Below are 26,389 nucleotides of genomic sequence, written 5' to 3'. Positions count from 1 at the left end.
TTGTTATACCCCCATTTAAATTAGTTCTTCTTTGACATTTTCTCTTTTAAGAAATTATCTACAAAACCATCAGCTTTCGCAACAAATAAATAAGCACCCATTGCTAATAATGCTAATTCTAACTCAAATCCAGGATTTTTTCCGTCTCCTAACAAACCAGCTGACCATTTTACTTTTACAATCGCTCCAACCATAACAAGTGCAAATAATAATCCAATATATCTTACACCTAAACCTAGAATTAACAATAGACCACCAACTAATTCAACAGTTGCTACACCGTACGCAAGTCCTCCTGGTAAACCAATGCTTGTGAACCACCCTGCAATATTGTCAATTCCTGATTGGAATTTTGTTAAACCGTGCATAAAGAACGTTACCCCTAACACGATGCGAATAATTAAGTTACCGATATGTTGATTCATTTATTTCTCTCCTTTATAGTTTTCTTATACAAAACTTTTATTTACATTACAAAACATACACTAATTTTTTTTATCCGTCAATCCATTTTTATTGGGAAAAAATATATTTTTTTTGCTATGATACAAATAGTTGTTTACAAAAAGGAGCTTGATTTTTATGAACATTGGTTCTGCAATACGTGAAATTCGTCAACGTAGAGGCATAACAATTGCACAAATTTGTGAAGGAACAGGTCTTTCTAAAGGCTTTATGAGTCAAGTTGAAAATAATAAAACATCACCATCTATCTCAACTTTAGAAACGATCTCCAATTTTTTAAACGTTCCCCTTCCCTATTTATTGTTAGAACAAAAAGATCGATTGAAAATTGTCAAAAAAGAAGAACGGAAATACAGTGTATACGGAAAAGATGAGCAAAGAATTGAACATGTTGCGGAGCAAGGTGGCCTTCGCCTAAATCTCGTAGAAATTCCTACCGGATTTCCAAAAGAAAACTCACCCAATGCTCATGAAGGGGAAGAATGTCACCTTGTATTACGAGGAAAACTTGAAGTGCAGCATGGCGAAGATATTGCGATTGTAGAGGAAGGTGATTCCTTCTCCTGGAATGCATGTGTTCCTCATATTGTCCGTAATATAGGAACAGAAACTGCATTATTACTTATCTCTAGTCATGCAGAAAACCGAAAACGCGTTTACTAAACGATAAAAAAGAAGCCTGCTTCAAGCAGGCTTCTTTTTTTATTCTCGTATTATCCCGTAGCTTGTCCCCACTAGCACAGTTTTTTCATGTTGATTGCGATAAACTGACTCAATTGAAACTTTTTTATATCCTTCCATTTGTTCAATATTTGTTAAAGTTAATTCACAAGTGATCGTATCTCCTGTAAAAACTGGTCTAATAAACTCACTTACTAATTCTCTTGCTATGTAATGTAACTCTTCGCCTACTTTCGTTCCAATGCTAGCAGTCAATAAACCATGAACCATTAATCGTCCATTCTCATCATATTCCATATGATGTCTACCTTTATCACCTGTAATATTTGCAAATTCGAAAACTTCTTCCTCGGTAAATCTTCTTTCGTATTTAAATACATCCCCGACTTTTATACTCATTGTTATCCCCCTAATAATAAACTGAATTTTCTTTTATTTTATCATGAAATGAGCCTTAATTCATTTTCTATTACAAAAAGAATTAGACATACTTAACTTTAACTATATTCCCACTCATTTATCGATGGCCATCCCTTTTTGCGACTTGATATCCATAATACGCACATGTACCATTTCTTGATAACTCCCTTACCTCAAAACCACAACTTCTATAAAAATCAAAATTGCTCGTTGATGTATGTGCAAACCAATCACCGTGAGGAAGTTTTTGTAAGCAAAGAGCTACAAGTTTTTTCCCTAATCCCCTCCCCCTATATTCACACTTCACAACTAAATTCACTATATTCGCAACCATAATTTGATCAGAAATAACTCTAACCATAGCAATCATCTCTTCTTCATCCCAAATCGTGAAAGCCCATGTTGAATTTTCAAATGCTATTGCAAACTTTTCAATTTGCCAAGAAGGGATATTATCATTGCTCCAACCAGCATCTTCAAACAAAGTTTTAATTGCATATGCCGGTACTCCGTTTGTTCCCTCACGAATAATAAGTCCATTATGATAAATATACATTTAATCCCTCCCCTTTATTTTTATATACCATTCTTCAAAAGATGCAATTTACCTTTAAAAAAGTATGTTTTCATCCAACTCGCTTAATGGAATAAACAAGAACATCCATCCCATGAAATGAAGTTGTTTTCTCATAACTGAGACCTGTTTTTCTAGCAACAAATATCGAGGCGGGATGATTCGGGTTAATAAGAGAAATTAACTTATTCATTTTTAATGCTTGGAATCCGTAGTCTCGAAATGCTGCCGCTGCTTCTTTTGCATACCCTTTTCCCCAATACTGCGGGAGTAACCAATAACCAATTTCAATTTCCTCTTTTCCATCTATTTTTTGCTTTACTAATCCAGCATGACCAATTCGCATTCCCGTTTCCTTTTCAATCATTACAAATAAACCAAGCCCATTTTTATAATTAGGAAGTACCCACTCCTCCAAGCTTTTTTTACATTGCATATATGTTTTTAACGTTCCATTTCCAATATAGCGCATTACCTTCTCATTCCCCCATAACGAAGCGTAGAACTGTAAATCATCTATTGTATATTTACGAAATTGTAAGCGATCTGTATGGAACATTTTTAAACTCCTTCCCAGCATTCTGTTCTTTATTACACGATCATATTTTGTATGTATAGTAAGCGTTACTCTCTATTATAAATGAACCAACACAAAAATATAGAATATTCACTCTTTATAAAAATAAAAAAAGCAGTAGACAAATATTGTCTACTGCATCCAATATCATAACTAGTATTAAGAAAACTACAATTGAGGGGGGTGTAGGATTTTCAAATATACTAGATATTTATCCCGTTCTAACGGGCGGTAAACTTTCCAATTATATTAAAGTGAAAAGTTTACCGCACATAAGAACTTCCTTCTATTATTAAGAAAGTATCGCTAAGTAATCATATACACGCTTGGATTTCCCCCCACCCATTCTTGCATGCTGAAGAAGAGAAATGCCGTGAGGACCAGATGCATGCAATGCTTCTGGTTGTGCTACTAAAATAGCTTGTACAATTTCTAACTCTCCAAGCATAGCTGCCGCAAAAATATCCATTCGAGCACCTTTTTCAAGTAAGTAAAGAGCAATATCTTTACGACCTACATGTGCCGATGCTCCTAATGCACTTTCCCAATCCGAGCCACCCCAATTGTAAGAAGCATGAAGTAAGCTTGGAGATTCAGCTAACAGTTCCTGTACTTTTTCTAGATCTCCGTGAGCTGCCATAACAAATTCTCTTATTAACTCAGTGGTAATACGCTCTTCTGTTTGCATCTCTCTTCTCCTTTTTTAGAAATTCGCTTCGGTGTAAAAAACGGCTTGTCGCTTCCTTGAAAAATATCTACTTCTATACCAAATACATGTTGAAACATTTGATGACATAATACTTCTTCTGGTACACCGTCATACTGAATCTGCCCTCGCTTTAATACGAGTAAACGATCGCTATATTGAGCAGCTTGGTTAATGTCATGTAAAACCATTACAATTGTCATACCAAACTCCTCATTTAATCGTTTTACAAGTTCCATTACTTCCAACTGGTGAACGATATCCAAAAAGGTTGTTGGTTCATCTAATAATAAGACATTTGTACGTTGTGCTAGCGTCATTGCAATCCAAGCACGTTGTCTTTCTCCTCCTGATAAAGACTGTAAAAGGCGATATTCATATCCTTCAAGGTTTGTAACAGATAAAGCCCAATCAACAATTTCTTCATCTTCTTTATTTAAGCGACCACTCCATGATTTATGGGGCCCTCTTCCAAATTCGATTAATTCTTTCACTGTTAAATCTAATTGATGATCGTGCATTTGTGGTAACATTGCTAATTGCTTCGCTACATCAGCACTCTTCATCGTATGAATATTTTTCCCATCTAAAATGATCTCCCCTTCGCTTTGTTTAAGTAGTCTTGCCATTAAACGAAGCAAAGTAGATTTCCCTGATCCATTCGGTCCAATTAAACTAACGACTTCTCCAGCTTTAATATGTACATTCATATTTTGCATTTGAAATCTTTCAGAATGTGCGTAAAACACTTTGTTAACGGAAATCACTTTGTTTTCCTCCTCTATGAATTAAATATAAGAAGAACGGACCACCTAAGAAGGATAATAAAATACCAACAGGCAATTCGATTGGATCGAACCAACTTCGAGCTATCGCATCCGCAAAAACAAGTAATACCCCGCCACCAAGGCATGATAAAGGCAGCAAATATCTATAATCATTTCCAACTAATAAACGTAGCATATGCGGTACAACAAGACCGACAAATCCAATAAGTCCAGAAACACTAACTGCTATTCCAGCTAATAATGTGCTTACTACGATTAAATAAAATCGGCTTCTTTCCACGTTATGACCTAATAACTTCGCCATTTCATCTCCAAGCATTAATACTCGAATATGCTTAATACCAAAGAAGGCCAGTATAATAGCGAATATTGCATAATAAATAATCATATTTAAATGTGCCCAGCTTACACCACCAATGCCGCCAGCTAGCCACGGTAACACGGACTGTACTTTATCACTATGTAGTAACATTAATGCTGACGTTGCTGCACCAATTAATGCATTGATTGACACACCTACTAAGACGATCCTTGAAGCCGGTGCCCCTTTTTGCCATGATAAAGCATAAATAACCATCGCTGTGATGAAAGCCCCTAAAAACGCCCCTAGCGGTAAAAACGCCATGTGCTGAGGAAATAGAATCATGATTACAATTGCTACAAGACCCGCTCCAGATGAAACTCCGATAATACCAGGGTCTGCGAGAGGATTTCTCATAACCCCTTGCAGTAATGCACCAGATGCAGCTAAACATGTCCCTACTATAAACCCAACGAGTACTCTCGGTATACGAAGATCCCATACAATTCGGTGAACGGTCGAACTTTCATCTTGCATCCCTACCAGAATATCTCGTAAAGAAAAGGATAAACTTCCTGCAAAAAGACCGTAAAAAAGACCTAGAATCGTTAATACAACTAAAGTAACTGCTATAATCCATCTTTTTTTCGCAAAAGGATGTTCCTTTTCCCTTACTACTTCATTACTTTCCATGCTTATCATTTCCTTACATCTTGTATACTTTTATACATAAAGTCCATCGCTTCTGTAACTTTTGTTCCTGGATTTGATCCAAATAGATCTGGTGGTAAAATCACTACGCGATTTTGTTTTACTGCATCTAAATTTTTCCACGCTTCATTTTTCATCATTTCGCCTTCAAATGCTTTTTTCACGCTATTTGGATCTCCATGTGTGATTAAATAAATCACATCTGGATTCGCCTCAATAATGCGTTCTACACTTAACTGCGCATATTGCGGATATTCTTTCATTTCAGGAAAATCAGCTGCAATATTTTTTCCGCCTGTTTTTTCTAAAATATCACCTGATAAAGATGTTGGTAATGCTGCTAAATAAGTACCTGGTGCTCCATATACTAGCAATGCTTTCACATCGCTCTTTTTCTCATATTTCTTCATTTGATCATTAATTTTTTGATTAAGTTCTTTTGCTTTATCTTCTTTCTTCATTACCGTTCCGTACATTTCAATATTCTTTTGAATTTCTTGTACAGAATTCGCAGAAGAAATCATTACTTTCGTCCCTTGTCCTTCCACCGTTGGAACATTCTTTTGGAATCCATTGTTAGCAACAAGTACATCAGGCTTTAAGCTAGCAATTTGTTCAAAATTCGGTTGATGCGCATTCCCAATTACTTGCACTTTCTTTAACTCCTCTGGAAGAGTTATTTTCGTATCCGGACGACCTACTATTTTTCCACCTAAAGCATGAATAATATCCATGTCTCCCATACTTAATGTTGCAAAGCTCTCTGGCGTTTTATCAAATGTTACCTTTCTTCCCGACAGGTCGGTAATTTCGATTTTCTCTTTTCCTTTTTCCGTTTTTGTTGCAGATGCTTTTTCGTCTCCTTTGGCACTGCAACCTATTAATAAGAAAAAAATAGATAGAATCGCTGTAAATAGCGTAATAGATTTCTTCATTCTTTCACCTCTAATTGATAATGATAATCATTAATTACTACTCTACTTTAATTGATAAGGATTATCATTGTCAATATAAAACGCATACATTTTTTTGTAAAAAACAAAAAACGCTACAAAAAGACTCTTTCTTTTCGTAGCGCTCTATTTATCAATATTACTCACATCCATTTTCCTCTAACTGATTACGTATCACTTTTACACGCTGAAAGAAAAAGAATGATAAACTTAAAAATATAACGATGCTCCCCATCATCACAAAAGATTGTATCGTTTCTTTTGCCCCATTTGGAATCAATAAGCCTACCATTAACAATGTACTTACAGCGAGAAGGATTTGTCCGAACCGAGTATAATCTTCTATTTTCCCTTGCAATTCTTTCATTATATTCTCACTCCTCCATTTCACTGTATCATATTCTATTAAACTTAAAGACAAGTAAATACAGCCAGTGAGGGAGATGTTTTCCAAAAGAAAAAGAGTCGCTTCATTGCGACTCTTTCATATTTATTACACACCTTTATATGCTTCCATATAAATTTCTTTCAGTTCTGAAATGAGCGGTAATTTCGGATTAGCTGTTGTACATTGATCTTCAAAAGCTCTTTCTGCCAATACGCCAACAACCCCTTCAAATTGCTCTTTATCGACTCCTTGCCCTGCAATACTCATATTAATATTCAAGCTTTTACCAAGTACAATAATTGCTTGGACGAGTGATTCCACACCTTCTGCCGCTGAACTTGCTGGAAGCCCGAGCATTCTCGCAATCTGTGCATAGCGTTCATCTGCTACAAAGTGCTCATATTTTGGGAACAATGCGTGTTTTCTTGGCTTAATAGCGTTATACCGGACTACATGCGGCATAAGAATGGCATTTGCGCGTCCGTGCGGAATATGGAATTCCGGTCCAATTTTATGTGCTAAACTGTGATTAATGCCGAGGAACGCATTTGCAAATGCCATCCCTGCAATTGCGGAAGCATTATGCATTTTTTCTCGCGCTTCTTCATCACTTCCATCTTGATATGCTCTCGGTAAATATTTAAATACAAGGTCAATTGCTTTTAATGCTAATCCATCCGTATAGTCATTTGCCATAACAGACACATACGCCTCAATTGCATGCGTTAATACGTCCATGCCAGTATCTGCTGTTACATGAGGTGGTACTGTCATTACAAATTGAGGATCAACAATTGCTACATCTGGTGTTAATTCATAATCTGCGAGCGGATATTTTATATTATTTTTCTTATCTGTAATAACCGCAAATGGTGTTACTTCTGATCCTGTCCCTGAAGTTGTTGGAATAGCAACAAATTGCGCTTTATTTCCTAAGCTCGGATATTTACATGTACGTTTTCTTATATCTAAAAACTTCTGTTTAATACCATAGAATGTTGTTTCTGGGTGCTCATAGAAAAGCCACATCCCTTTTGCTGCATCCATCGCTGAACCGCCACCAAGAGCGATAATTACATCGGGTTTAAAGCTTTTCATCATTTCCGCACCTTTAAAAACAGTTTCATCTGATGGGTCTGGTTCGACCTCAAAGAACACTTCAACTTTCACATCGTTTGTATGTTTACGTAAATAGTGCGTGACTGTATCTACATAGCCGTGCTCAACCATTCCTGGATCGGTTACAATAAATGCACGTGAAATGTTAGGCATGTTTGCTAAATACGCTGTAGCATGTTTTTCAAAATAAATTTTTGGTGGCAATTTGAACCACTGCATATTCTTTTTTCTATTTGCCAGCCTTTTTATATTTAATAAATGTGTCGCTGTTACGTTTTGGGAAACTGAGTTTTTTCCGTAGGATCCACAACCAAGCGTAAGTGATGGAATAAACCCATTATATATCTCTCCTATTCCACCTTGTGATGAAGGTGCATTTACAATAAGACGGCAAGCTTTCATGCGTAATCCAAATTGTTTTTGCACTTCTTTGTTTGCAGAGTGGATGACTGCTGAATGTCCTAAACCACCAAGGTTCAACATTTCTTCGCAATATGTAAATCCTTCTTCTAATGAGTTTGCTTTTATACAAGCTAATACTGGACTCAGTTTCTCACGAGATAGTGGATACGCTGCTCCGATACCTTTAATTTCAGCTACAAGCATTTTTGTATGCTCAGGCACAGTAATCCCAACTAATTCGGCAATATACTGCGCGGATTTCCCTACAATATCGCTATTTACTGCACATGTATTTTCATTTATAACAAGCTTTTCTAATTTTTTTCTCTCTTCTTCTGTTACAAAGTAACAATTGTTTGCAATCATTTCTGTTTTCACATCATCATAGATTTCCTTATCGACAATGATGGCTTGTTCCGATGCACAAATCATACCGTTATCAAATGTTTTTGATAAAATCAAATCATTAACAGCTCGCTTTACATGTGCCGATTTCTCTATATAACACGGTACATTACCAGGACCTACACCTAGCGCTGGTTTTCCAGTTGAATAAGCTGATTTCACCATACCAGCCCCCCCAGTTGCAAGTACAAGTGCAACACCATCATGGTTCATTAATTGTTTCGTTGCTTCGACAGACGGTCTTTCAATCCATTGAATACAGTGTTTTGGTGCACCAGCTTTCACCGCTGCCTCATATACTGTTTTCGCCGCTGCAACGGAGCATTTTTGTGCAGAAGGGTGAAATGCGAAAATAATTGGATTTCTCGTTTTTATCGCTATTAACGCTTTAAACATCGTTGTCGACGTTGGATTCGTTACTGGCGTTACCCCCGCTACTACACCAACCGGTTCCGCAATTTCTATTATTTCTTCATGAGGATCTTCATGAATAATTCCTACCGTTTTATCTTTCTTTATACTATGCCAAATGTATTCAGTGGCAAAAATATTTTTAATGCATTTGTCTTCATATACACCACGGCCCGTTTCTTCAACAGCTAATTTTGCAAGCGGCATATGTTGATCAACACCTGCTAGTGCCATTTCATGAACAATGTTGTCAATTTGCTCTTGTGTAAAACTTTCTAATGCTTGTAAAGCTTCTTGACCGCTATTCACTAACGTATCAATCATCCCTTTTACTTCCTGCATTTCATTTACAACTTTCTCTTTGACTACCATGTAAATTTCCTCCTCATTCTACTATTAAGGTCGTTATTTGTCCCTATAGGTCATAATAAGTCCCGATTATCGTAAAAAAAAATAGAGTTACCTTCCTACATGAATTTCATTGTTTGTGAAACATTTCACAAGTTTGTTCGTGAGTAATATTTCATGAATTTAATATACAGGAAATCATTTCATTTGTGTATGTCTAATTTGTGAAACATTTCACAAATTAGTGTAATAAAAATGCACTGCCTATATTAGCAGTGCATTTTTTACTATGCTAGTGCTTGTGCTAAATCTTCAATCAAATCTTCTCCGTCTTCAATACCGACAGAGATACGAATTAATGTATCTGTAATTCCTAACTCTTTACGGCGATCTGCTGGGATGGATGCATGTGTCATTTGAGATGGGATAGAAATTAAACTTTCTACTGCTCCTAAGCTTTCAGCAAGTGTAAAGTATTGCAATTTCGCAAGTACTTTATTTAACGTTTCTTCACTATCTACATCAAATGAGATAATGGCACCAAATCCATTTGCTTGTTCTGTTGCTAACTCATGGTTCGGATGTGATGCAAGACCTGGATAATATACTTTATTTACTTTTGGATGATTGTTTAAAAACTCAGCAATTGCGCGTGAATTTACTTCATGCTCTTCCATACGAATTCCTAATGTTTTTAAACCGCGAAGTAATAAGAAGCTATCTTGAGGCCCTAGAATACCTCCTGTCGAATTTTGTACAAAGTGAAGGTCTTCTGCTAGTTGCGGGCTATTTACAACCACTAAACCTGCAACTACATCACTATGACCTCCTAAATATTTTGTAGCACTATGAAGCACAATATCTGCTCCTAAAGAAATTGGCGACTGCCAATATGGCGTCATGAATGTGTTATCAATAATTGTTAGTAAATCCTTCTCTTTAGCAAGAGTAGATATTTTCTTAATATCAGTAATTTTCAGTAATGGGTTCGTTGGTGTTTCCACATAGATCGCTTTCGTATTTGGACGAATCGCTTCTACAACTTCCTCTAGGTTTGTTGTATCTACAAATGTATGCTCAATGCCGAAACGGTTTAATACTTTCGTAATAACGCGGTACGTTCCGCCATACACATCATCTGTTAAAATAACATGGTCACCTTTTGAGAACAACATAATTGTCGCTGTAATAGCAGCCATTCCTGAACCAAATGCAAATCCAGCATGACCGTTTTCTAATACAGCAATCATTTCTTCTAAAGCTGCACGTGTTGGGTTGCCTGTGCGTGAATATTCATATCCTTGATGCTTACCAACTGCTTCTTGTTTGTACGTACTTGTTTGATAAATCGGTACGTTTACAGATCCAGTTGAAGGTTCTCCTATGCGAATACCATGAATTAACTTTGTCTTTGCTCTCATTTTTTATTCCCATCCTTTGTATATGTCTTTACTTAAATAGCGTTCACTGCTATCAGGAAAAATCGTTACAATATTTGTACCTGCTTTTGCCTTCTCCGCCTCAAGTAAGCTTGCATGAAATGCTGCTCCTGAAGAACTCCCAACGAGAAGACCTTCCTTTTGCGCCAATTCTTTTACACGTAAAAATGCATTTCTATCAGAAATCGTATGAATTGCATCAAAATAAGATGTTTTTAAAAATGACGGGATGAATTCGAGACCAATTCCTTCTGTTTCATGTGAACCAGATTCACCACCATTTAAAATAGACCCTTCTGGTTCTACAATAACCGTTTTAATATCAATATTTTGCTCTTTTAAATACGACGCAGTTCCCATAAACGTACCGCCAGTTCCTGCACCAGCAACAAATATGTTAATCTCTCCATTTAGTGCCGACCAAAGTTCAGGACCTAATGTTTTGAAATAAGCACGAGGGTTTGCTTCATTCGCAAACTGACTTGGAGAGTATGAATTCGGTATTTCACTTACTAATTCTTTTGCCTTTGCTATCGCGCCAGTCATTCCTTGCTCAGTCGGCGTATGCACAACTGTTGCACCTAGCGCTTTCATTAATTCTTGCTTTTCAATACTAAATTTCTCTGGTACACAAACAATAACGCGTAAATCATGTTCTAATGCTGCAAGTGCCAGTCCAATGCCAGTATTTCCAGCCGTCGGTTCAATAATTGTTCCGCCCGGCGCAACAAGCCCTTTTTCTAGCGCATCTTCGATTAATTCTCTTCCTAAACGATCCTTAACGCTTCCGCCCGGGTTATAAAATTCAAGCTTTGCAAATAAACGGACCCCTTTCGGAAGTGAAAAACGAGTAATTTCTACAATTGGTGTATGACCAATTAGTTCATGAACTCCACGATATACATTCATCGTGTTCTCCCCCTTATTTGCCAATAAAGAAAAGGCAACTGTATGTATTTTCTTTATATGAGACAGTTGCCTTTTTGTTACATTACTTTAACTCTTCTAGTACTTTTACGATAAAGTTTGTAGAATGAAGAGCTGCTTGATCTAAAAATTGATCAAATGAAACATTTGATTCTTTACCAGCAATATCAGAAAGTGCACGAATGATTACAAACGGAACTTCATATTGGTGGCATACTTGTGCAACAGCTGCTGCTTCCATTTCTACTGCATAAAGATCTTCAAATTTATCACGAATGGCTGCAACGCGGTTCGGATCACTCATAAATGAATCCCCTGTTGCAATCATACCTTTTACGACTTGAATGCTTTCTTCTGTTTGCATACATTTCTCAGCTAATGCAACTAATGCCTCATCAGCTTTAAATCCAGGTGGCATTCCTGGTACTTGACCATATTCATAGTTAAATGCTGTTACATCTACGTCATGGTGACGAACTTCTGTTGAAATAACTACATCTCCAACATTTAGAGAATGATGGAATCCACCAGCTGAACCAGTATTAATTACTTTTTCAGGCTTATATCTCTCTAATAAAATTGTCGTTGACATCGCTGCATTTACTTTACCAATACCAGACTTTAACAAGATTACTTCATGTCCTGCTAATAGCCCTTTCGTAAATTCACAACCCGCAACCGTTTCTGTTTCTGCTTGTTCTAGTTTGTCACGTAAAATACGTACTTCTTCTTCCATTGCTCCAATTACAGCAATTCTCAATCTAATCCCTCTTTCTATTGCTTAGTTGCCTCCATTACCCAAACGAAATGATTTAATCTCGTGAACGTTACATGGAAGCCATTGTTTTCAAAAATAGACTGCATGACCGGAATACGTGTATAGTATTCTGTTTGCAAATCGTTTGCTAACTGGTGAAAACCTCTTTGTTTTGCTGTTTCAACAGTTTTAACATATGCATCTTGATCTGCAAATATCGTATCAGCAAACACTATTTTACCACCTTTGTTTAGTAATTGACTATACTTCGCAATTGCTACGTCTTTTTCTTCGTCTGTTAAATGATGAAATGCATAGGTGCTTACAATGGTATCAATTGAATTTGGAACTTCAAACGAAAGAAAATCGCCTTCTGTAATCGAAAACTCTTTGGGCAATTTCTCTTTTGCAATAATGCGCATTTCACGTGACGGTTCTATACCGTAAACTGTGTGGCCAGCAAGTAATAATTTATTTGTTAAATTGCCAGTACCAACACCAAATTCTAATACATTGCCAAATGACTTATTCACTACATCCTCTAAAATTTCCTCATAACGAGCGAAAACTTCTTTATATTGTATATCTTCGCCTTGTACGAATGAGTCGTACGTATGAGCCCACTCATCAAATAAACCATTAAATTCTGTACCCATAAAAATTCCCCTTTTTCTTATCGGTTTTATCAGTATAATATGCCCTCTTTCTAAAAATGTCAATTGAAATGCACATGGTATTTCCTTCTTTTCTTTGTTACACTATAGTTGATTACATAGGAGAGGGGTCATCTGCGTGTCATTTACCTTTGAAATGTTAGAAGATAAAGTAGAATTTTTTGAAGCGGGAGACTTAGCTTCTTTGGAACGAAAAATCAGTGAACAAATCGATAATAATAAAGCACTTATGCTCGAAGTACATCATATCTCACATCAAATGGTTCTGGACCCTGAAAGCAAAAGACCTTATTATAGCGCCGTTGTTCATTTTAAATTAAAGAAATTACGCTAACTAAAAAAGAGAAGCTCCCAAGGAGCTTCTCTTTTTTAGTTTAGAGTTTGAACAAGTACTGGTTTCCAGCCCTCATTGTCTACCCAATCAATATTTACATAATATTTTTTACCTGATTGTTTATCTTGTACGTTACCGTAAGCTTTATTCTTACCGTTATTTCCGATTCTATGAATAATTAATTGCTCTACTGGAACGTCAATTGCAGCGGAAATCGCTTGATTCATCTCATTCCAATCTGCTGTACCTTTTTGGAATGTCATCGCAGGTGTTGCACCTTGCTCTGTACCCACTGGTTTCCAAGAAGGTTTCGTATAAGCATCTGTTGCCTTTGGCTGTGTTTTTTCAGCTGGTACTTTCTCGTTTGCTTTCGCTTCTTCTTCAGCTTTTTTCTTTTCTTCTTCAGCCTTTAGCTTCTCTTCTTCTTCTTTTTTCTTAGCCTCTGCCTTCTCTTGTTCGTTCTTCTTCGTCGCTTCTTTACCTTTAGCTTTCTCAACTTTATTCTCTTTTGTTGTTTGCTGAGATACTTTCTTTTCAGTAGAAGACGCTTGCTCTTTCGTATTAGGAACGAACAATTGATATGCTACAATAGCTACTAATAGTAATACAATTGCAATTGCAATATTTAAAACACCGTTTTGACGACGTTTTTGTTGTTTCTGTTGGAATCTAGATCCTCCTGCCATTCTTCAAACCTCCACGCAGTTTTTCATACTTGCTATTGTAACATTAAATCTAGAAAGGTTGAACATTTACAATAATATTTTCACGAAATGAAAAGATTTTACTATAAATTGCAAGATTACTTTTCATTCTCTAATTGATAGATCGCTTCTACAATACCTTTAAAAATAGGTGTAACTTTATTTACATCGCTATCAGTTTCTATATCAACGACAACTAAAGCATATCTTGGATTTTCATATGGAAAATACCCTGCAAACCAGCGATTTACCTTCGTTCCTTTCCCTGTTTGCGCCGTCCCGGATTTTCCAGCGACACTTAGTGGCAACGATCGGAATGCTGCTCCTGTTCCTTTCTCCATTGTTACAACGCTTCTCAATAACTCTTGTAGTGTTTTCGCTGTTTCATACGAAAGCCGTTTTCCATTTAATGTATGGTTTTCGAACGTAAAAAAATCCGTTCCATTTTTATACACTATTTTCTTCACAGCTTTCACTTCCATCTTTTCTCCATTCCTAGCAATTGTTGCCATCATATTTGCAATTGCTAGAGGTGATATACGTACATCTTTTTGTCCAATCGCTGTTTGCGCTATCGCCTTTTTACTATTCTTACTCCCTTCCCCCATCCAAATAGTCGAACTCTTCTCCTCTGGCATTTGTTCAAATTCTGGTGTGTGAAATACCGGACCTTTCCAACCTACCTTACCACTTGCTCCTAATGCCTTTAAATACGTTTCTAACACCTCTTTATCCTTTTGCACTAGTTCATTACCTAATAAGGCAAACGTACGATTACAGCTTCTAGCAAAGCTTTCTCTGAAGTTTAACGCTCCCATCATCACTTGCGGGAGATTTTCGCCGTATAAATCCGTATCACAATTAAATACACCATTTAACCGCACCCTATTCTCATCGATCGCTGCTGCTGCAACTACTGTTTTAAAAACAGACCCTGGGAAATGTGGCGTTAACATTTGATTTTCGAGTGTGGCTTTATATACACTTTTATCATCCATTTTTAAAGACGGCTTACTTACCATTGCTAACACTTCACTATTTTTTATGTCTAATAATATTAATCCACCTTTTTTTATCCCATTTCCCTCGATAATCTTATCTGCTTCTTCTTGCAACGTGTTATGTATCGTTGTTTGAATCGTAACTGGATAAAACGGATTTCCTGGCGAAGTGTATTTCGCTTGCTTTCCAAAAATCGGTTCTCCTTGTCGATCCACTTGATACAATACTTTTATCTCTCCATCAGTCAATAGAAATTCATCAAATGATTGCTGTAATCCAGAAATACCAATTGGCGTTTGCTTTGAAATTTTTTGCACTTCTCCATATCGTGTTTGAAATTCTCGTTCATTCTCCCCCACTTCACCGATTAAATGATTTATCCCTCCGGTTTGTTTCAATCGAACTTCAGCTGCTACAATGCCCAATATATTCAATTGATTAACCTTCTCCATCTGCTCCTGTGCTAATCGAAATGGATCATTTCCCCTTTGTAGTATAAATGCATTTTTTTTATTTTTCATTTGTCTTTTGATCTCTTGTCTCGACACACCAATGATATGCGCAATTTTCTCTAACATGTCATTTTTTATTTGTAAAAATGGAAAAATAATTAAAACAGGATACTTTTTCTCACCTATTTCCTTACCATTCCGATCTATAAAATGTCCTCGCCCATCATCTATCATAATGGATTGTGTACGCTGCATAACACTTTTTTCAATTAAATTAATCTTGCGATCAGTAAATGATTCCGTGTCTATAATTTGTATTTGAATTAAACGACAAAGTAATAAAGAGATGACACCCATAAAACAAATTAAAACAATTGTAATTCTCCGTTTTATTTTCATAAAAACACCTCGTCTACTATAGTTTGGACGAGGTGTTTTACCTTTTATACAGATAAAAAAAAATCACTCGCTTTTACACGAGTGATTTTTTTATTTTACAGAGATAATCTCTACTTGCATTTCTCCGCCTGGTGTTTGGATTGTTACTTTCTCACCAATTTGCTTACCTAATAAGCTTCTTGCAATTGGAGAATCATTAGAAATTCTACCTTCAAATGGGTCTGCTTCTGCGCTACCTACGATTGTGTATGATTCTTCATCTCCACCTGGTAACTCTTTAAATGTTACTGTTTTACCTAATGTAACAACAGTAGATTCTTCGCCGTTATCTGTGATGATAACTGCGTTACGAATCATGTTTTCTAATTGTGTAATACGTCCTTCTACGAACGCTTGCTCATCTTTCGCCGCATCGTACTCAGAGTTCTCAGAAAGATCACCGAAGCTACGTGCAATCTTAATGCGCTCTACAACCTCTTTACGTTTTACCGTTTTTAAATCCTCAAGTTCGTTCTCTAGTTTTTGCTTACCCTCTTGCGTCATAGGGTATGTTTTTTCTGTTGACATATTTTCCACTCCTTTTATATACCAATCCCCCGAAAAAAGAGGAGTTCCATATGAAAACTCCTCCGCTTCCATTGGTAGCGGAGGTTTCTAGTACCCTTGCACTAGCGGAGTTGTCACATACAACCCCGTATTTCCAATTCTTCTTTATATGAAGAAGATATGTATGGAAAGTTGATATAAATATGCCCTCACCTATATATAGATGAGGTTGCATGTTTCATTGTATTCGATAGGAAGGGAAAAAATCCCTTCCTATCGTATATCTTTTACTATGCTATTACAAATTTACTTTTTGTTCAAGAATTGTTGCAATTTTTGTCACCATAATATCAATTGCAACGTGGTTTTGTCCACCTTCAGGGATAATAATATCCGCGAATTTCTTAGAAGGCTCAATAAATTGATTATGCATTGGACGTACAACGTTTACGTATTGATCGATAACTGAATCCATCGTACGACCGCGCTCTTCAATATCACGCTGCATGCGGCGTAAAATACGAAGGTCTGCATCTGTATCAACGAACAACTTAATATCCATTAACTCACAAAGACGTGGATCTTCTAAAATAAGAATTCCTTCTAAAATGATTACATCTTTCGGCTCAACTGGAATAATTTTTTCTGAACGCGTATGCAATGTATAGTCATATACAGGCTTTTCCACTTGCTCATATGCAAGCAACTGCTGCAAATGTTCAATTAACAGATCATTATCAAACGCAAGCGGATGATCATAATTTGTTTTTAAACGTTCTTCCATTGGTAAATGGCTTTGATCTTTGTAATAATAATCTTGCTCCAAGATTAAAATGGAATGACCTTTGAAATGGTCAAAAATCGCTTTCGTTACACTCGTTTTACCTGATCCTGAACCACCAGCGATTCCAATTACAACAGGCTTATTCGTCCCCATTCGACTATCACTCTTTCTTATTGAAGTATGCTTTTGCGCATCATATTATTCACATACACTGGTTGATCCACTTTGAATTTCACGATTTGCAACGGATGTCTCGCTGCATCTAATTCGTTTCCATCCTCATCCCAAATTTTCTCCACCGTCTGCGTAAAGTTTTCTATTTCTGGTCCAAAGAACTCCACTTCATGTCCTGGTTTGAAGTGATTACGTTGCTCAAGCGTTACGATGCCCGTTTCTTCATTATAATCTAACACTAAACCAGCAAAATCATACGTTGTTTTCTTACTATGATTTCCAAACATTTGCTCTTGATGTCCTGGAACCCCTTCAAAGAATGCAGGAGCTGTATCACGATTTGCACATTTATCAAGCTCGTCTAGCCATTCTTGTTTAAACTCAAAGTTATCTGGATCCGCACAATACGCATCAATTACTTTACGATACACAGTTGCTACAGTCGCTACGTAATGGATAGATTTCATACGTCCTTCAACCTTTAAGCTATCAATTCCAATTTCAATCATTTTCGGGATTGATAAAATTAAATTTAAGTCTTTTGGACTCATCGCAAAATGAGCGTCTTCTTCTTGGAATAGAGGAAGCTCTTTTGCATCTTTATGTTGTGATACCGTTTGAACTAAATCATAGTCCCAGCGACAAGATTGACAACAACCACCACGGTTAGAGTCACGCGCTGTCATATGGTTACTTAATGTACATCTTCCTGAATAGGCAATACACATTGCACCATGGACGAATGCTTCAATTTCAATATCCACTTTTTCTTTAATTTCTTTCATCTCTTCATAGCTTGCTTCACGAGCTAATACAAGACGATGTAAACCTTCTTCTTTCCAATACTGTGCTGCTTTCCAGTTGGATAGTGATTGTTGTGTACTTAAATGCACCTCGACAGAAGGTGCTACACGTTTACACGTCTCAATGATAAGCGGGTCAGCAACGATAATTCCCGTTACGCCAGCTTTTTCAATCCCTTTTAAATATTCCTCTAGCCCGTCCATATTTTCATTATGTGCAAAGATATTTGTTGTTACGTATATTTTTGCTCCATATTTCTTTGCAAATTCAACGCCTTCTGCCATGTCTTCCAGCGTAAAGTTACCTGCATTAGAACGAAGACCAAACTCTTGTCCACCTAAATATACAGCATCTGCCCCATAATGGATAGCTACTTTTAATTTTTCTAAGTTACCCGCAGGGATTAACAGTTCAGGTTTCTTCACAATAACGCGTTTGCCATCGATCACTCGTGAAATTTCTTGTACAGTCATTTCCTACACCCTCCTCGTTTAGTAAACCGTCTCTTTAAAGAAGAATCCTGTATCTAACGGACGATTTACCGGTTGCATTTCTTCTATCTCTTTATATAAATCGTCTTTCACGTCATAATACGCATCACGGTCTTCTACACATAAATCAATTGCTTGACGATATTTTTTCGTTACTTCAATAATGTATTCAGAGCTTTTTAGTACACCATCGATTTTTAAGCTATCGACTGCACCATCGATTAGTTCTTCTAACTCATCAATGAAACAAATATCGTTCGGACTCATAATGTGAGTTCCATTTTCATCTTCATAAATTGGGTATTTATTATTACGCTCTGGATCATGTAGGAACATATTCTCTTCATACTTTTTCTTTTCAATGTCGAGATTACGCCCTTGATACTCAAAATAGTTTCCCACTAATGAACGCTTCGATTGGAACATGCAAGTCATACCGTGAATTTGCACTTCAAGTTCCACTTCAGCATTTTCTTTTAAATCAACAATTTCATCTAAGCTAAGCTCACGAGCTAATACAGCACGTTTTGCTCCTCTTTGTCCCCAGTAGTTACAAGTAAACCAGTTTGTTGCTGTTGTTTCTGTGTTCCAGTGCAACTGCATATTTGGCGCTACTTCGCGAACAGCCATTAATACCGCTGGATCTCCGAAGACAATTGCATCTACATTTACTTCGTTTAAAAATGCAACGTAGTCTGTCAATTCTTCCACCTTATCATTGTGGAACATAGCGTTCATTGCTACGTATACTTTCACACCATTTTCATGTGCAATTTTAACAGCTTGTTTTACATCTTCACGTGAAAATTCCCCCGCTAAACGTAAACCAAACTTTTGCTCACCGATCATTACCGCATCTGCTCCTGCTTTCGCAAGAGGCTCGATATCCGCCACCGCTCTTGGCGTTACTAACAATTCAGGTTTCTTCATACCTTAGTCACCCTCTCTTTTTACTAACAGCTACTCCATCACCAATTGGGAAAATCGTTGTATCGTATCCTTCATGGTTCATAAGCCATTCGTTGTACGTCTTAATACGACGGATTAAACCACGTGTACGTCTGTTTTCAATTTTCTCTTTTGTCGTTACAAGACCATGGTACATAACATTATCTGAAATAATTACGCCACCAGGATTTAATAACGGTTCATATAAGTCAAAAAAGCGACGATATTGTCCTTTTGCTGCATCAATAAAAATAACGTCAAATGTTCCGTGTTCTTTTACTTGTTCGCCCGTCTCTAGTGCATCACCGTAAATAACAGCGATGCGATCTGTTACAGGGGAACGTTCTATATATTCAAGTGCCTTTTCATATCGTTCACGATTGCGCTCTACTGTCACAATACGCGAATTCGGAATAGCTTCCATCATACGAATACTAGAATAACCGATTGCTGTGCCAAGTTCTAAAATGCTTTTCGGTCCAATTAAACGTAAAAATTGCAGCATAAATTCCATTCCAAGTCGATCCATAATCGGCACATGATTTTCTGTTGCATATTCTTCCATTTCAAGAATTAATTTATCTTTTGGATCAATAAATGATAATAGGTACTCGTTAACTGCATCCTCCATAAATGGTCCTCCTTATTTACATGGAGAAGTGCCTCTATGACGTCTTTTCACACATAGAATGCAATAAAAATACAAGCCAGCTTTACCCTTAGCTTGTACGTCCCGTTTTGATATTAAAAACGATTCTTCTGCCAGTTTTTAACCCGATATATTTTACCACAAAAAAGAGGGATGTGCGACCTTTTTCGCTATCCCTCCCCATTTCACTGTTTTTTCGTAATATATTTTTGCTTTAATGCATTATGCTCTTCTAACGTTTTCGCATAATACACTTCACCACTTGGTGCTGCTAAGAAATAATAATAATCTGTTTGTGCAGGTTCTAACGCTGCTTCTATTGATTGTTTACCAGAGTTTGCAATCGGTCCAACCGGCAACCCTTTCACAACGTACGTATTGTACGGAGAGTTTACTTTTAAATCCTCGTATAATACACGTTGTTTATGCTTTCCAAGTGCGTATAATACCGTTGGATCAGTTTGCAGCGGCATACCTTTCGCTAAACGATTATAAAAGACACTTGAGATCTTTTGACGATCTGTAAAGCCCGTTGCCTCTTCTTCAATAAGTGAAGACAATGTTAAAAGCTGGTGAACATCCCAGTTCTTCGCTTTCATTTTCGCCTCGTTTTGAACAATGATTGCATTCGTTTTCTCAAGCATTGGAATTACGATTTCTTCTAACGTAGTATCCTTCTTATAGAACGAATACGTTGCAGGGTATAAATAACCTTCTAACGGGTATTTAATATTGCTATCAAAGATTTTGTCCGTTAATAACTTCGGATACTTTTGCTGCATTTTTTGAATAAATGCTTTATCGTTTAATTGACGCGTAACATCATCTTTATTCCACTTTAGTTCTGCCGCAATCGTTTCTGCAATTTCAGTTACTTGCGCCCCTTCTTTAATCGTCACTTTATAAAGAGCCGGACGATGCACGTTGCCAGATGACATTTGTTCGATAACATCTTCCGCATTCATCGAAGGATTTAATAAATATGTACCTGCTTGTAAACTTTTCGATTTAGCCTTTGTATAAAAACTAAAAACTGTACCGTTTTTCACAGCGCCTTTTTCTTCTAAAATTTCTCCAATTTTACTTGTAGATGATCCTTTCGGAATTTCTACTTCAATCTCTTTTTTATTCCCGCTATCAACTGGTCCTAATGCGGATGAAATATACGCATAGACTGAACCACAAACTAAAAGCAGTGCAATAATCGAAAATAAAAAGATGCGTCTACGCTTCTTTTTCACTTGATTCTCTATCAAAATATTTCCTCCTTACTTAATTGTAGACCGTATGTACACCTTTCTATACAGCACGATGTAAAAACGCAACAAATTCACTTATCTTTTTTAATAGACACTTTATTTTTCTACAATCCGTCTCATTATACTACAAAGACTTACACAGTTTCGACAAAAAACCTTTCATTTTACATATAAATACAAAAAAAGATGGACTGTATATCGTCCATCTTTTCAGTACTTATTATTCAGCTTCTTGCTCATCAGCTAGAGTGTTGAACATTTCTTGTACCATTTCCCACTCTTCTTCAGATTCGATTGGAAGTAAAGTTCCGCCCTCTTCTTCATTTTGCTCATAAGCCATTGCATCATAAATTTGGTCTCCATCTTCGTCTACTTCACCGATTGGAGAGAAGACTACATATGATTTTTTGCCAAATTTTTCAGCATCAAAAGTGAAAACAATCTCACATAAATGTTCGTTACCTTTTTCGTCTACAATTGTAATTTGATTTTCTTCCATTTTGGTCACCTCTTATTTACTATCTAAAAATCCTTGTAAGATTACGACTGCAGCCATCTTATCAATGACTTGCTTTCTCTTCTTACGACTTACATCAGCTGATATGAGCAGACGTTCCGCTGCCATCGTCGACAAACGCTCGTCCCACATTACAACTTCTAATTGTAACAGCTCTCGTAGGTTTTCTGCAAATTGCTGGCACGCTTCACCACGCGGGCCAATTGTACCATTCATATTTTTAGGTAAACCTACTACTATTTTGTCCACATCATACTGTTTTACTAACTCAGAAATACGGTCAAAACCAAAATGACCTCTTTCTTCGTTAATCTTAATTGTTTCCAGCCCTTGTGCTGTCCAGCCCATTTCATCGCTCATTGCAACTCCGACTGTTTTTGTACCTACATCTAAACCTAATATCCGCATATACTACTCCTCACGATGATGTTTCAAGTAAGACTTCACAAGCTCTTCAATTAACTCATCACGTTCAAGCTTACGAATAATGCTTCGAGCATCTTTATGGCGAGGTATGTATGCTGGGTCTCCACTTAATAAATAACCGACGATTTGGTTAATCGGATTATAACCTTTTTCTTGAAGTGCATCATACACAGTTAAAAGTACATCGTTTACATGGACACTCTGTTTTTCATCTTGAATGCTAAACTTCATTGTTTTATCAAAACCGTCCATTTCAAGCACCTCACTTATATAGTAAGTATAGGGAGAAGAACTTCTCCTCTCCCTACCATTGTACACTACTATCTCTTTATTTTGAAACAGATTTAACGTACTCTTGTACAAATGCTAAAGCTTCTTCGACTTGAGCTGGGTTTTTACCGCCTGCTTGTGCCATATCAGGACGGCCGCCACCGCCACCGCCGCAACGAGAAGCTACTTCTTTCACAAGTTTCCCAGCATGGTAACCTTGACTAATTAAGTCTTTCGTTACGCCTGCTAAAATATTCACTTTATCATCATTTACAGATGCTAATACAACAACCGCTGACTCTAATTTGTTTTTCAGGTCATCCATCATTGTACGTAAGTTGTTCATATCTGCAACATTTACTTTCGCAGCTAATACGTTCACGCCATCAACTGTCATTACTGAATCCGTTAAGTTTCCAGCTTCGATATTACTTAATTTCGCAGCAAGAGATTCATTTTCTTTTTGAAGTTGTTTTACTTCAGCAAATAAACCGTCAACTCTTGTTAAAATATCTTTCGGGTTTGTTTTCATTTTACCTGCTGCTTCTTTTAATAAACCTACTTGATCGTTCATTAATTCGTATGCAGACTTACCAGTTACAGCCTCAATACGACGCGTTCCTGCACCGATACCAGACTCAGCAACGATTTTGAAAATACCGATAGAAGCTGTGTTATCAACGTGACAACCACCGCAAAGCTCTAAGCTGTAATCGCCAACTTGTACAACGCGTACAACATCTCCGTATTTTTCACCGAATAATGCCATTGCACCCATTTCTTTCGCTTCTTCGATTGCTTTTTGAGAAATCTCAACATCAATACTTTCCCAAATTTTCTCGTTTACGATACGCTCAATTTTTTCTAATTCGTCAGCTTGCACTTGACCGAAGTGAGAGAAGTCAAAGCGTAAACGTTCAGAAGTTACAAGAGAACCAGCTTGGTTAACATGCATTCCAAGTACGTCTTTTAATGCTTGGTGTAATAAGTGAGTTGCTGTATGGTTTTTCACAACGCTACTACGGTTTTTCGTATCGATAACAGCTTTTACAACTGCATCTTTCGTTAATGTACCTTCTTCCACAACTACTTTGTGTAAGTTTTGACCATTTGGTGCTTTTTGTACGTCTTTTACAAGCACTTCCACGCCGTCAGCAAGAAGGTAACCACGGTCTGCAATTTGTCCACCGCTCTCAGCGTAGAATGGTGTTACATCAAGCATTAATTGTCCTTCTTCACCAGCTTGTAAGCTATCTGTGTACTCACCATTTTTTACAAGTGCAACAACTTTACTTTCCGTTGCAACTGTACCGTAACCAACGAATTCGCTCGCTACTTTCACTTCACCAAGTACACCGCCTTGAACTTGCATAGAATCAACATCTTGACGAGCAGCACGTGCACGCTCACGTTGTTTTTCCATTTCAGCTTCAAAACCTTTATGGTCAACTGTCATATTAGCTTCTTCTGCATATTCTTCTGTTAATTCAATTGGGAAACCGTATGTGTCATATAAACGGAACGCATCTACGCCAGAAACAACAGTTGTTTTTCCTTCTTTCGCTTTTGCAATTACTTCAGCTAAAATTGCTTCACCATCATGAAGTGTTTCATGGAAACGCTCTTCTTCGTTTTTCACAACTTTCGCGATGAAATCTTGCTTTTCAAGTACTTCTGGATAGAAGTCTTTCATTACTTCGCCAACAACCGGTACTAATTCAAACATGAATGGACGGTTGATGTTTAATTTCTTCGAATAACGAACAGCGCGGCGTAATAAACGACGTAATACATAACCACGGCCTTCGTTAGATGGAAGAGCACCGTCACCAACAGCAAATGTTACTGTACGGATGTGGTCAGCAATTACTTTAAACGCCATATCTTTTTCTAAGTCGCCATTACGATACTTCTCACCAGAAATTGATTCTGTTGCACCAATCATCGGCATGAATAGGTCTGTATCAAAGTTCGTAGGCACATCTTGAACGATAGATGTCATACGCTCTAGACCCATCCCTGTATCGATGTTTTTCTTAGGAAGTGGCGTATATGAACCGTCTGGATTATGGTTAAATTGAGAGAATACAAGGTTCCATACTTCTAAGTAACGCTCATTTTCTCCACCTGGATATAATTCTGGGTCACTAAAGTCATTACCATAAGCTTCTCCGCGGTCATAGAAAATCTCTGTATTCGGTCCACTTGGTCCTTCACCGATATCCCAGAAGTTTTCTTCTAAGCGGATAATACGCTCTTTCGGAACACCCATTTTCTCATTCCAAATTGCGAATGCTTCCTCATCTTCAGGGTGGATTGTAACGGATAGTAATTCCTTATCGAATCCGATCCATTTGTCGCTCGTTAAGAATTCCCAAGCCCAAGTAATTGCTTCTTCTTTGAAGTAATCACCGATTGAGAAGTTTCCTAACATTTCAAAGAATGTATGGTGACGAGCTGTTTTCCCTACGTTTTCAATATCGTTTGTACGAATTGATTTTTGAGCATTTGTAATACGTGGGTTTTGCGGGATTACACGCCCATCAAAATATTTTTTTAATGTCGCTACACCACTATTAATCCATAGAAGAGATGGATCTTCATGTGGCACTAGTGATGCACTAGGTTCTACTGCATGTCCTTTTTCTTGGAAAAAGTCTAAGAACATTTGACGAATTTGTGCGCCTGTTAGTTGTTTCATTGTATTTTCCTCCTTAAATATAAAAAACTCCCGCCCCTATAAAAGGGACGAGAGTTAACTCGCGATACCACCCTAATTATGAATTGATTATAATAACAATCAATTCATCACCTCATGGTGCCGTAACGTGGCAAAACGGCAGTGATTAGCTGCTCTCAGGATTAGCTTTCTGTTACCCTTCATTTAAAGCTTCTTTCAGCCAGTGGAAGCTTCTCTCTATAAATGGACTGTAACGTACTTGTTCCGTCATTGATTTAATGTATTATATGACTAAATATAATAGAATTCTCTTAAGTTTGTCAATGTAGATAATCATTTATATTGTACTAATTGCTTATTAATCATAGTTATTCTACCATTCATTCTTAACAGCCTTTTCATATATTATGCAACTCATTAATAAATCGTACTATCTTCATAAAAATATACACACTAACTTTTCTGAATATTTGATTTTTGTTACAATGAAATTATGAATAACAAAGGAGCGATTATTATGACAACCTTATTGAACAAAGCTAAAAATATATTAACAACTGACGAAACCATATTGTTTTACGCAGCATGTTCATTAGAGATATTTATATATCGTTCCGTCGCAAGACCAGGTCTGTTAATTTTAACGAACAAAAGGCTCTTCTTTTACGGACCAGATATAAGTCAGAACCCAATATTTGAAGAGTACTCTTTCGAAAAAATTTCTAATCTAAAAGAGCAGAAGCGTCTTTTCAGTAATCAAATTGTATTTATGTATGATAGGGAATGGAAAAGAATAAAACATATTCAAACAAATGATGTGGACTCTCTTGTTCAAAAAATAAATGAGCAACTCTCTAAATAAGCATATTATAAGCCCTCTACTTTTATTAATAGAGGGCTTTCA

29 protein-coding genes and 1 other annotated feature are annotated in these 26,389 nt (G+C 36.9%); of the genes, 3 read left to right on the top strand and 26 right to left on the bottom strand.

The features are described from left to right. Positions 1-20: 20 nt before the first annotated feature. A complete protein-coding gene (locus tag COI75_RS10620; protein ID WP_001071557.1) occupies positions 21-425 on the bottom strand; it encodes a DoxX family protein in 405 nt (134 codons plus the stop codon). A 157-nt stretch (positions 426-582) separates the two neighbouring features. On the opposite strand from COI75_RS10620, the gene COI75_RS10615 reads away from it, so the two are divergent. Then, positions 583-1,128, top strand: coding sequence for a helix-turn-helix domain-containing protein (locus tag COI75_RS10615; protein ID WP_001020692.1), 546 nt, complete (start codon positions 583-585; stop codon positions 1,126-1,128). Between the two features lie 39 nt (positions 1,129-1,167). On the opposite strand, the gene COI75_RS10610 is transcribed toward COI75_RS10615, so the two are convergent. The 13 genes from COI75_RS10610 to COI75_RS10545 all read right to left on the bottom strand — a co-directional run bounded on the left by COI75_RS10610 (position 1,168) and on the right by COI75_RS10545 (position 13,028). After that, positions 1,168-1,545 carry a MaoC/PaaZ C-terminal domain-containing protein gene (locus tag COI75_RS10610; protein WP_000025007.1) on the bottom strand — a complete coding sequence of 126 codons (378 nt, stop codon included), beginning with the start codon at positions 1,543-1,545 and terminating at the stop codon, positions 1,168-1,170. Between the two features lie 118 nt (positions 1,546-1,663). Continuing rightward, the gene (locus tag COI75_RS10605) at positions 1,664-2,122 is read right to left on the bottom strand and encodes a GNAT family N-acetyltransferase (protein WP_000276109.1); all 459 of its coding nucleotides are present in this window, start codon (positions 2,120-2,122) and stop codon (positions 1,664-1,666) included. 70 nt (positions 2,123-2,192) lie between these two features. Continuing rightward, positions 2,193-2,720, bottom strand: a complete 528-nt coding sequence (locus tag COI75_RS10600; protein ID WP_141535102.1) for a GNAT family N-acetyltransferase — start codon at positions 2,718-2,720, stop codon at positions 2,193-2,195. Positions 2,721-3,009: 289 nt separating this feature from the next. Continuing rightward, entirely contained in the window at positions 3,010-3,405 is a 396-nt protein-coding gene (locus COI75_RS10595; RefSeq protein ID WP_001192764.1) for an ankyrin repeat domain-containing protein, read from the bottom strand. Further along, positions 3,372-4,190 carry an ABC transporter ATP-binding protein gene (locus COI75_RS10590; RefSeq protein ID WP_000626549.1) on the bottom strand — a complete coding sequence of 273 codons (819 nt, stop codon included), beginning with the start codon at positions 4,188-4,190 and terminating at the stop codon, positions 3,372-3,374. The genes COI75_RS10595 and COI75_RS10590 overlap by 34 nt, the downstream gene beginning before the upstream one ends. Further along, a complete protein-coding gene (locus tag COI75_RS10585; protein ID WP_000445397.1) occupies positions 4,177-5,205 on the bottom strand; it encodes a FecCD family ABC transporter permease in 1,029 nt (342 codons plus the stop codon). Before COI75_RS10585 ends, COI75_RS10590 begins: the two co-directional genes overlap by 14 nt. A gap of 5 nt (positions 5,206-5,210) precedes the next feature. Further along, positions 5,211-6,158: an ABC transporter substrate-binding protein gene (locus tag COI75_RS10580; RefSeq protein WP_000748451.1), complete on the bottom strand. Its 948-nt coding sequence runs from the start codon at positions 6,156-6,158 to the stop codon at positions 5,211-5,213. 157 nt (positions 6,159-6,315) lie between these two features. Continuing rightward, positions 6,316-6,543 (bottom strand): YrhC family protein, encoded by a 228-nt coding sequence (locus tag COI75_RS10570; protein ID WP_000661458.1) that lies wholly within the window; start codon positions 6,541-6,543, stop codon positions 6,316-6,318. A gap of 126 nt (positions 6,544-6,669) precedes the next feature. Continuing rightward, on the bottom strand, positions 6,670-9,273 hold the full coding sequence (adhE, locus tag COI75_RS10565; RefSeq protein ID WP_000260493.1) for a bifunctional acetaldehyde-CoA/alcohol dehydrogenase: 2,604 nt from the start codon (positions 9,271-9,273) through the stop codon (positions 6,670-6,672). Positions 9,274-9,536: 263 nt separating this feature from the next. Beyond that, positions 9,537-10,670: a bifunctional cystathionine gamma-lyase/homocysteine desulfhydrase gene (locus COI75_RS10560; RefSeq protein WP_001201923.1), complete on the bottom strand. Its 1,134-nt coding sequence runs from the start codon at positions 10,668-10,670 to the stop codon at positions 9,537-9,539. 3 nt (positions 10,671-10,673) lie between these two features. Beyond that, entirely contained in the window at positions 10,674-11,597 is a 924-nt protein-coding gene (locus COI75_RS10555; RefSeq protein ID WP_001103875.1) for an O-acetylserine dependent cystathionine beta-synthase, read from the bottom strand. 82 nt (positions 11,598-11,679) lie between these two features. Continuing rightward, positions 11,680-12,375, bottom strand: coding sequence for a 5'-methylthioadenosine/S-adenosylhomocysteine nucleosidase (gene mtnN, locus COI75_RS10550; RefSeq protein ID WP_001217034.1), 696 nt, complete (start codon positions 12,373-12,375; stop codon positions 11,680-11,682). A gap of 14 nt (positions 12,376-12,389) precedes the next feature. After that, positions 12,390-13,028: a class I SAM-dependent DNA methyltransferase gene (locus tag COI75_RS10545; RefSeq protein ID WP_000536338.1), complete on the bottom strand. Its 639-nt coding sequence runs from the start codon at positions 13,026-13,028 to the stop codon at positions 12,390-12,392. Positions 13,029-13,164: 136 nt separating this feature from the next. Between COI75_RS10545 and COI75_RS10540 the strand changes: the two genes are divergently transcribed. Further along, positions 13,165-13,380: a YrzA family protein gene (locus tag COI75_RS10540; protein ID WP_000010981.1), complete on the top strand. Its 216-nt coding sequence runs from the start codon at positions 13,165-13,167 to the stop codon at positions 13,378-13,380. Between the two features lie 35 nt (positions 13,381-13,415). On the opposite strand, the gene COI75_RS10535 is transcribed toward COI75_RS10540, so the two are convergent. From COI75_RS10535 to alaS, 12 genes are all read right to left on the bottom strand, one after another. Then, complete coding sequence (locus tag COI75_RS10535; RefSeq protein WP_000897091.1) at positions 13,416-14,066, bottom strand: YrrS family protein; 651 nt, start codon at positions 14,064-14,066, stop codon at positions 13,416-13,418. A gap of 116 nt (positions 14,067-14,182) precedes the next feature. Next, complete coding sequence (locus COI75_RS10530; protein ID WP_000695146.1) at positions 14,183-15,937, bottom strand: peptidoglycan D,D-transpeptidase FtsI family protein; 1,755 nt, start codon at positions 15,935-15,937, stop codon at positions 14,183-14,185. 90 nt (positions 15,938-16,027) lie between these two features. Next, complete coding sequence (greA, locus tag COI75_RS10525) at positions 16,028-16,504, bottom strand: transcription elongation factor GreA (RefSeq protein WP_000102589.1); 477 nt, start codon at positions 16,502-16,504, stop codon at positions 16,028-16,030. Between the two features lie 277 nt (positions 16,505-16,781). Next, entirely contained in the window at positions 16,782-17,420 is a 639-nt protein-coding gene (udk, locus tag COI75_RS10520; RefSeq protein WP_000537084.1) for a uridine kinase, read from the bottom strand. 17 nt (positions 17,421-17,437) lie between these two features. Beyond that, positions 17,438-18,718, bottom strand: coding sequence for a peptidase U32 family protein (locus tag COI75_RS10515; RefSeq protein WP_000217965.1), 1,281 nt, complete (start codon positions 18,716-18,718; stop codon positions 17,438-17,440). A gap of 18 nt (positions 18,719-18,736) precedes the next feature. Then, the gene (locus tag COI75_RS10510; protein WP_000742799.1) at positions 18,737-19,666 is read right to left on the bottom strand and encodes a peptidase U32 family protein; all 930 of its coding nucleotides are present in this window, start codon (positions 19,664-19,666) and stop codon (positions 18,737-18,739) included. Between the two features lie 7 nt (positions 19,667-19,673). Beyond that, positions 19,674-20,315 (bottom strand): O-methyltransferase, encoded by a 642-nt coding sequence (locus tag COI75_RS10505; protein ID WP_000389098.1) that lies wholly within the window; start codon positions 20,313-20,315, stop codon positions 19,674-19,676. Positions 20,316-20,518: 203 nt separating this feature from the next. Beyond that, positions 20,519-21,589, bottom strand: a complete 1,071-nt coding sequence (gene mltG, locus COI75_RS10500; protein WP_000572133.1) for an endolytic transglycosylase MltG — start codon at positions 21,587-21,589, stop codon at positions 20,519-20,521. Between the two features lie 223 nt (positions 21,590-21,812). Then, positions 21,813-22,091: a DUF1292 domain-containing protein gene (locus COI75_RS10495; protein ID WP_000392249.1), complete on the bottom strand. Its 279-nt coding sequence runs from the start codon at positions 22,089-22,091 to the stop codon at positions 21,813-21,815. Positions 22,092-22,103: 12 nt separating this feature from the next. Further along, positions 22,104-22,517: a Holliday junction resolvase RuvX gene (ruvX, locus tag COI75_RS10490; RefSeq protein ID WP_001221200.1), complete on the bottom strand. Its 414-nt coding sequence runs from the start codon at positions 22,515-22,517 to the stop codon at positions 22,104-22,106. A gap of 3 nt (positions 22,518-22,520) precedes the next feature. Continuing rightward, positions 22,521-22,787, bottom strand: coding sequence for an IreB family regulatory phosphoprotein (locus tag COI75_RS10485; RefSeq protein WP_000348590.1), 267 nt, complete (start codon positions 22,785-22,787; stop codon positions 22,521-22,523). 76 nt (positions 22,788-22,863) lie between these two features. Continuing rightward, positions 22,864-25,506, bottom strand: a complete 2,643-nt coding sequence (alaS, locus tag COI75_RS10480; protein ID WP_000811799.1) for an alanine--tRNA ligase — start codon at positions 25,504-25,506, stop codon at positions 22,864-22,866. A 40-nt stretch (positions 25,507-25,546) separates the two neighbouring features. Next, positions 25,547-25,765, bottom strand: a binding site (T-box leader). A gap of 237 nt (positions 25,766-26,002) precedes the next feature. On the opposite strand from alaS, the gene COI75_RS10475 reads away from it, so the two are divergent. Beyond that, positions 26,003-26,347, top strand: a complete 345-nt coding sequence (locus tag COI75_RS10475; RefSeq protein WP_000209468.1) for a PH domain-containing protein — start codon at positions 26,003-26,005, stop codon at positions 26,345-26,347. The last annotated feature ends 42 nt before the right edge of the window (positions 26,348-26,389 follow it).

This window comes from Bacillus cereus (genome assembly GCF_002564555.1).
Lineage (GTDB): Bacteria > Bacillota > Bacilli > Bacillales > Bacillaceae_G > Bacillus_A > Bacillus_A cereus_K.
Note: the sequence above shows the minus strand (reverse complement) of the source record. Positions and strands in the feature narration are given on the sequence as shown.

Bases quoted from the DNA above. Each gene is read 5' to 3' on its own strand.
- COI75_RS10505 (WP_000389098.1), bottom strand. From the start codon at position 20,315: ATGGAGGATGCAGTTAACGAGTACCTATTATCATTTATTGATCCAAAA.
- greA (WP_000102589.1), bottom strand. From the start codon at position 16,504: ATGTCAACAGAAAAAACATACCCTATGACGCAAGAGGGTAAGCAAAAA.
- COI75_RS10580 (WP_000748451.1), bottom strand. From the start codon at position 6,158: ATGAAGAAATCTATTACGCTATTTACAGCGATTCTATCTATTTTTTTC.
- COI75_RS10495 (WP_000392249.1), bottom strand. From the start codon at position 22,091: ATGGAAGAAAATCAAATTACAATTGTAGACGAAAAAGGTAACGAACAT.
- ruvX (WP_001221200.1), bottom strand. From the start codon at position 22,517: ATGCGGATATTAGGTTTAGATGTAGGTACAAAAACAGTCGGAGTTGCA.
- COI75_RS10475 (WP_000209468.1), top strand. From the start codon at position 26,003: ATGACAACCTTATTGAACAAAGCTAAAAATATATTAACAACTGACGAA.
- COI75_RS10515 (WP_000217965.1), bottom strand. From the start codon at position 18,718: ATGACTGTACAAGAAATTTCACGAGTGATCGATGGCAAACGCGTTATT.
- udk (WP_000537084.1), bottom strand. From the start codon at position 17,420: ATGGGGACGAATAAGCCTGTTGTAATTGGAATCGCTGGTGGTTCAGGA.
- COI75_RS10530 (WP_000695146.1), bottom strand. From the start codon at position 15,937: ATGAAAATAAAACGGAGAATTACAATTGTTTTAATTTGTTTTATGGGT.
- COI75_RS10620 (WP_001071557.1), bottom strand. From the start codon at position 425: ATGAATCAACATATCGGTAACTTAATTATTCGCATCGTGTTAGGGGTA.
- adhE (WP_000260493.1), bottom strand. From the start codon at position 9,273: ATGGTAGTCAAAGAGAAAGTTGTAAATGAAATGCAGGAAGTAAAAGGG.
- COI75_RS10545 (WP_000536338.1), bottom strand. From the start codon at position 13,028: ATGGGTACAGAATTTAATGGTTTATTTGATGAGTGGGCTCATACGTAC.
- COI75_RS10605 (WP_000276109.1), bottom strand. From the start codon at position 2,122: ATGTATATTTATCATAATGGACTTATTATTCGTGAGGGAACAAACGGA.
- COI75_RS10615 (WP_001020692.1), top strand. From the start codon at position 583: ATGAACATTGGTTCTGCAATACGTGAAATTCGTCAACGTAGAGGCATA.
- COI75_RS10535 (WP_000897091.1), bottom strand. From the start codon at position 14,066: ATGGCAGGAGGATCTAGATTCCAACAGAAACAACAAAAACGTCGTCAA.
- COI75_RS10510 (WP_000742799.1), bottom strand. From the start codon at position 19,666: ATGAAGAAACCTGAATTGTTAGTAACGCCAAGAGCGGTGGCGGATATC.
- COI75_RS10485 (WP_000348590.1), bottom strand. From the start codon at position 22,787: ATGGACGGTTTTGATAAAACAATGAAGTTTAGCATTCAAGATGAAAAA.
- COI75_RS10560 (WP_001201923.1), bottom strand. From the start codon at position 10,670: ATGAGAGCAAAGACAAAGTTAATTCATGGTATTCGCATAGGAGAACCT.
- COI75_RS10585 (WP_000445397.1), bottom strand. From the start codon at position 5,205: ATGGAAAGTAATGAAGTAGTAAGGGAAAAGGAACATCCTTTTGCGAAA.
- COI75_RS10600 (WP_141535102.1), bottom strand. From the start codon at position 2,720: ATGCTGGGAAGGAGTTTAAAAATGTTCCATACAGATCGCTTACAATTT.
- alaS (WP_000811799.1), bottom strand. From the start codon at position 25,506: ATGAAACAACTAACAGGCGCACAAATTCGTCAAATGTTCTTAGACTTT.
- COI75_RS10610 (WP_000025007.1), bottom strand. From the start codon at position 1,545: ATGAGTATAAAAGTCGGGGATGTATTTAAATACGAAAGAAGATTTACC.
- COI75_RS10570 (WP_000661458.1), bottom strand. From the start codon at position 6,543: ATGAAAGAATTGCAAGGGAAAATAGAAGATTATACTCGGTTCGGACAA.
- COI75_RS10555 (WP_001103875.1), bottom strand. From the start codon at position 11,597: ATGAATGTATATCGTGGAGTTCATGAACTAATTGGTCATACACCAATT.
- COI75_RS10595 (WP_001192764.1), bottom strand. From the start codon at position 3,405: ATGCAAACAGAAGAGCGTATTACCACTGAGTTAATAAGAGAATTTGTT.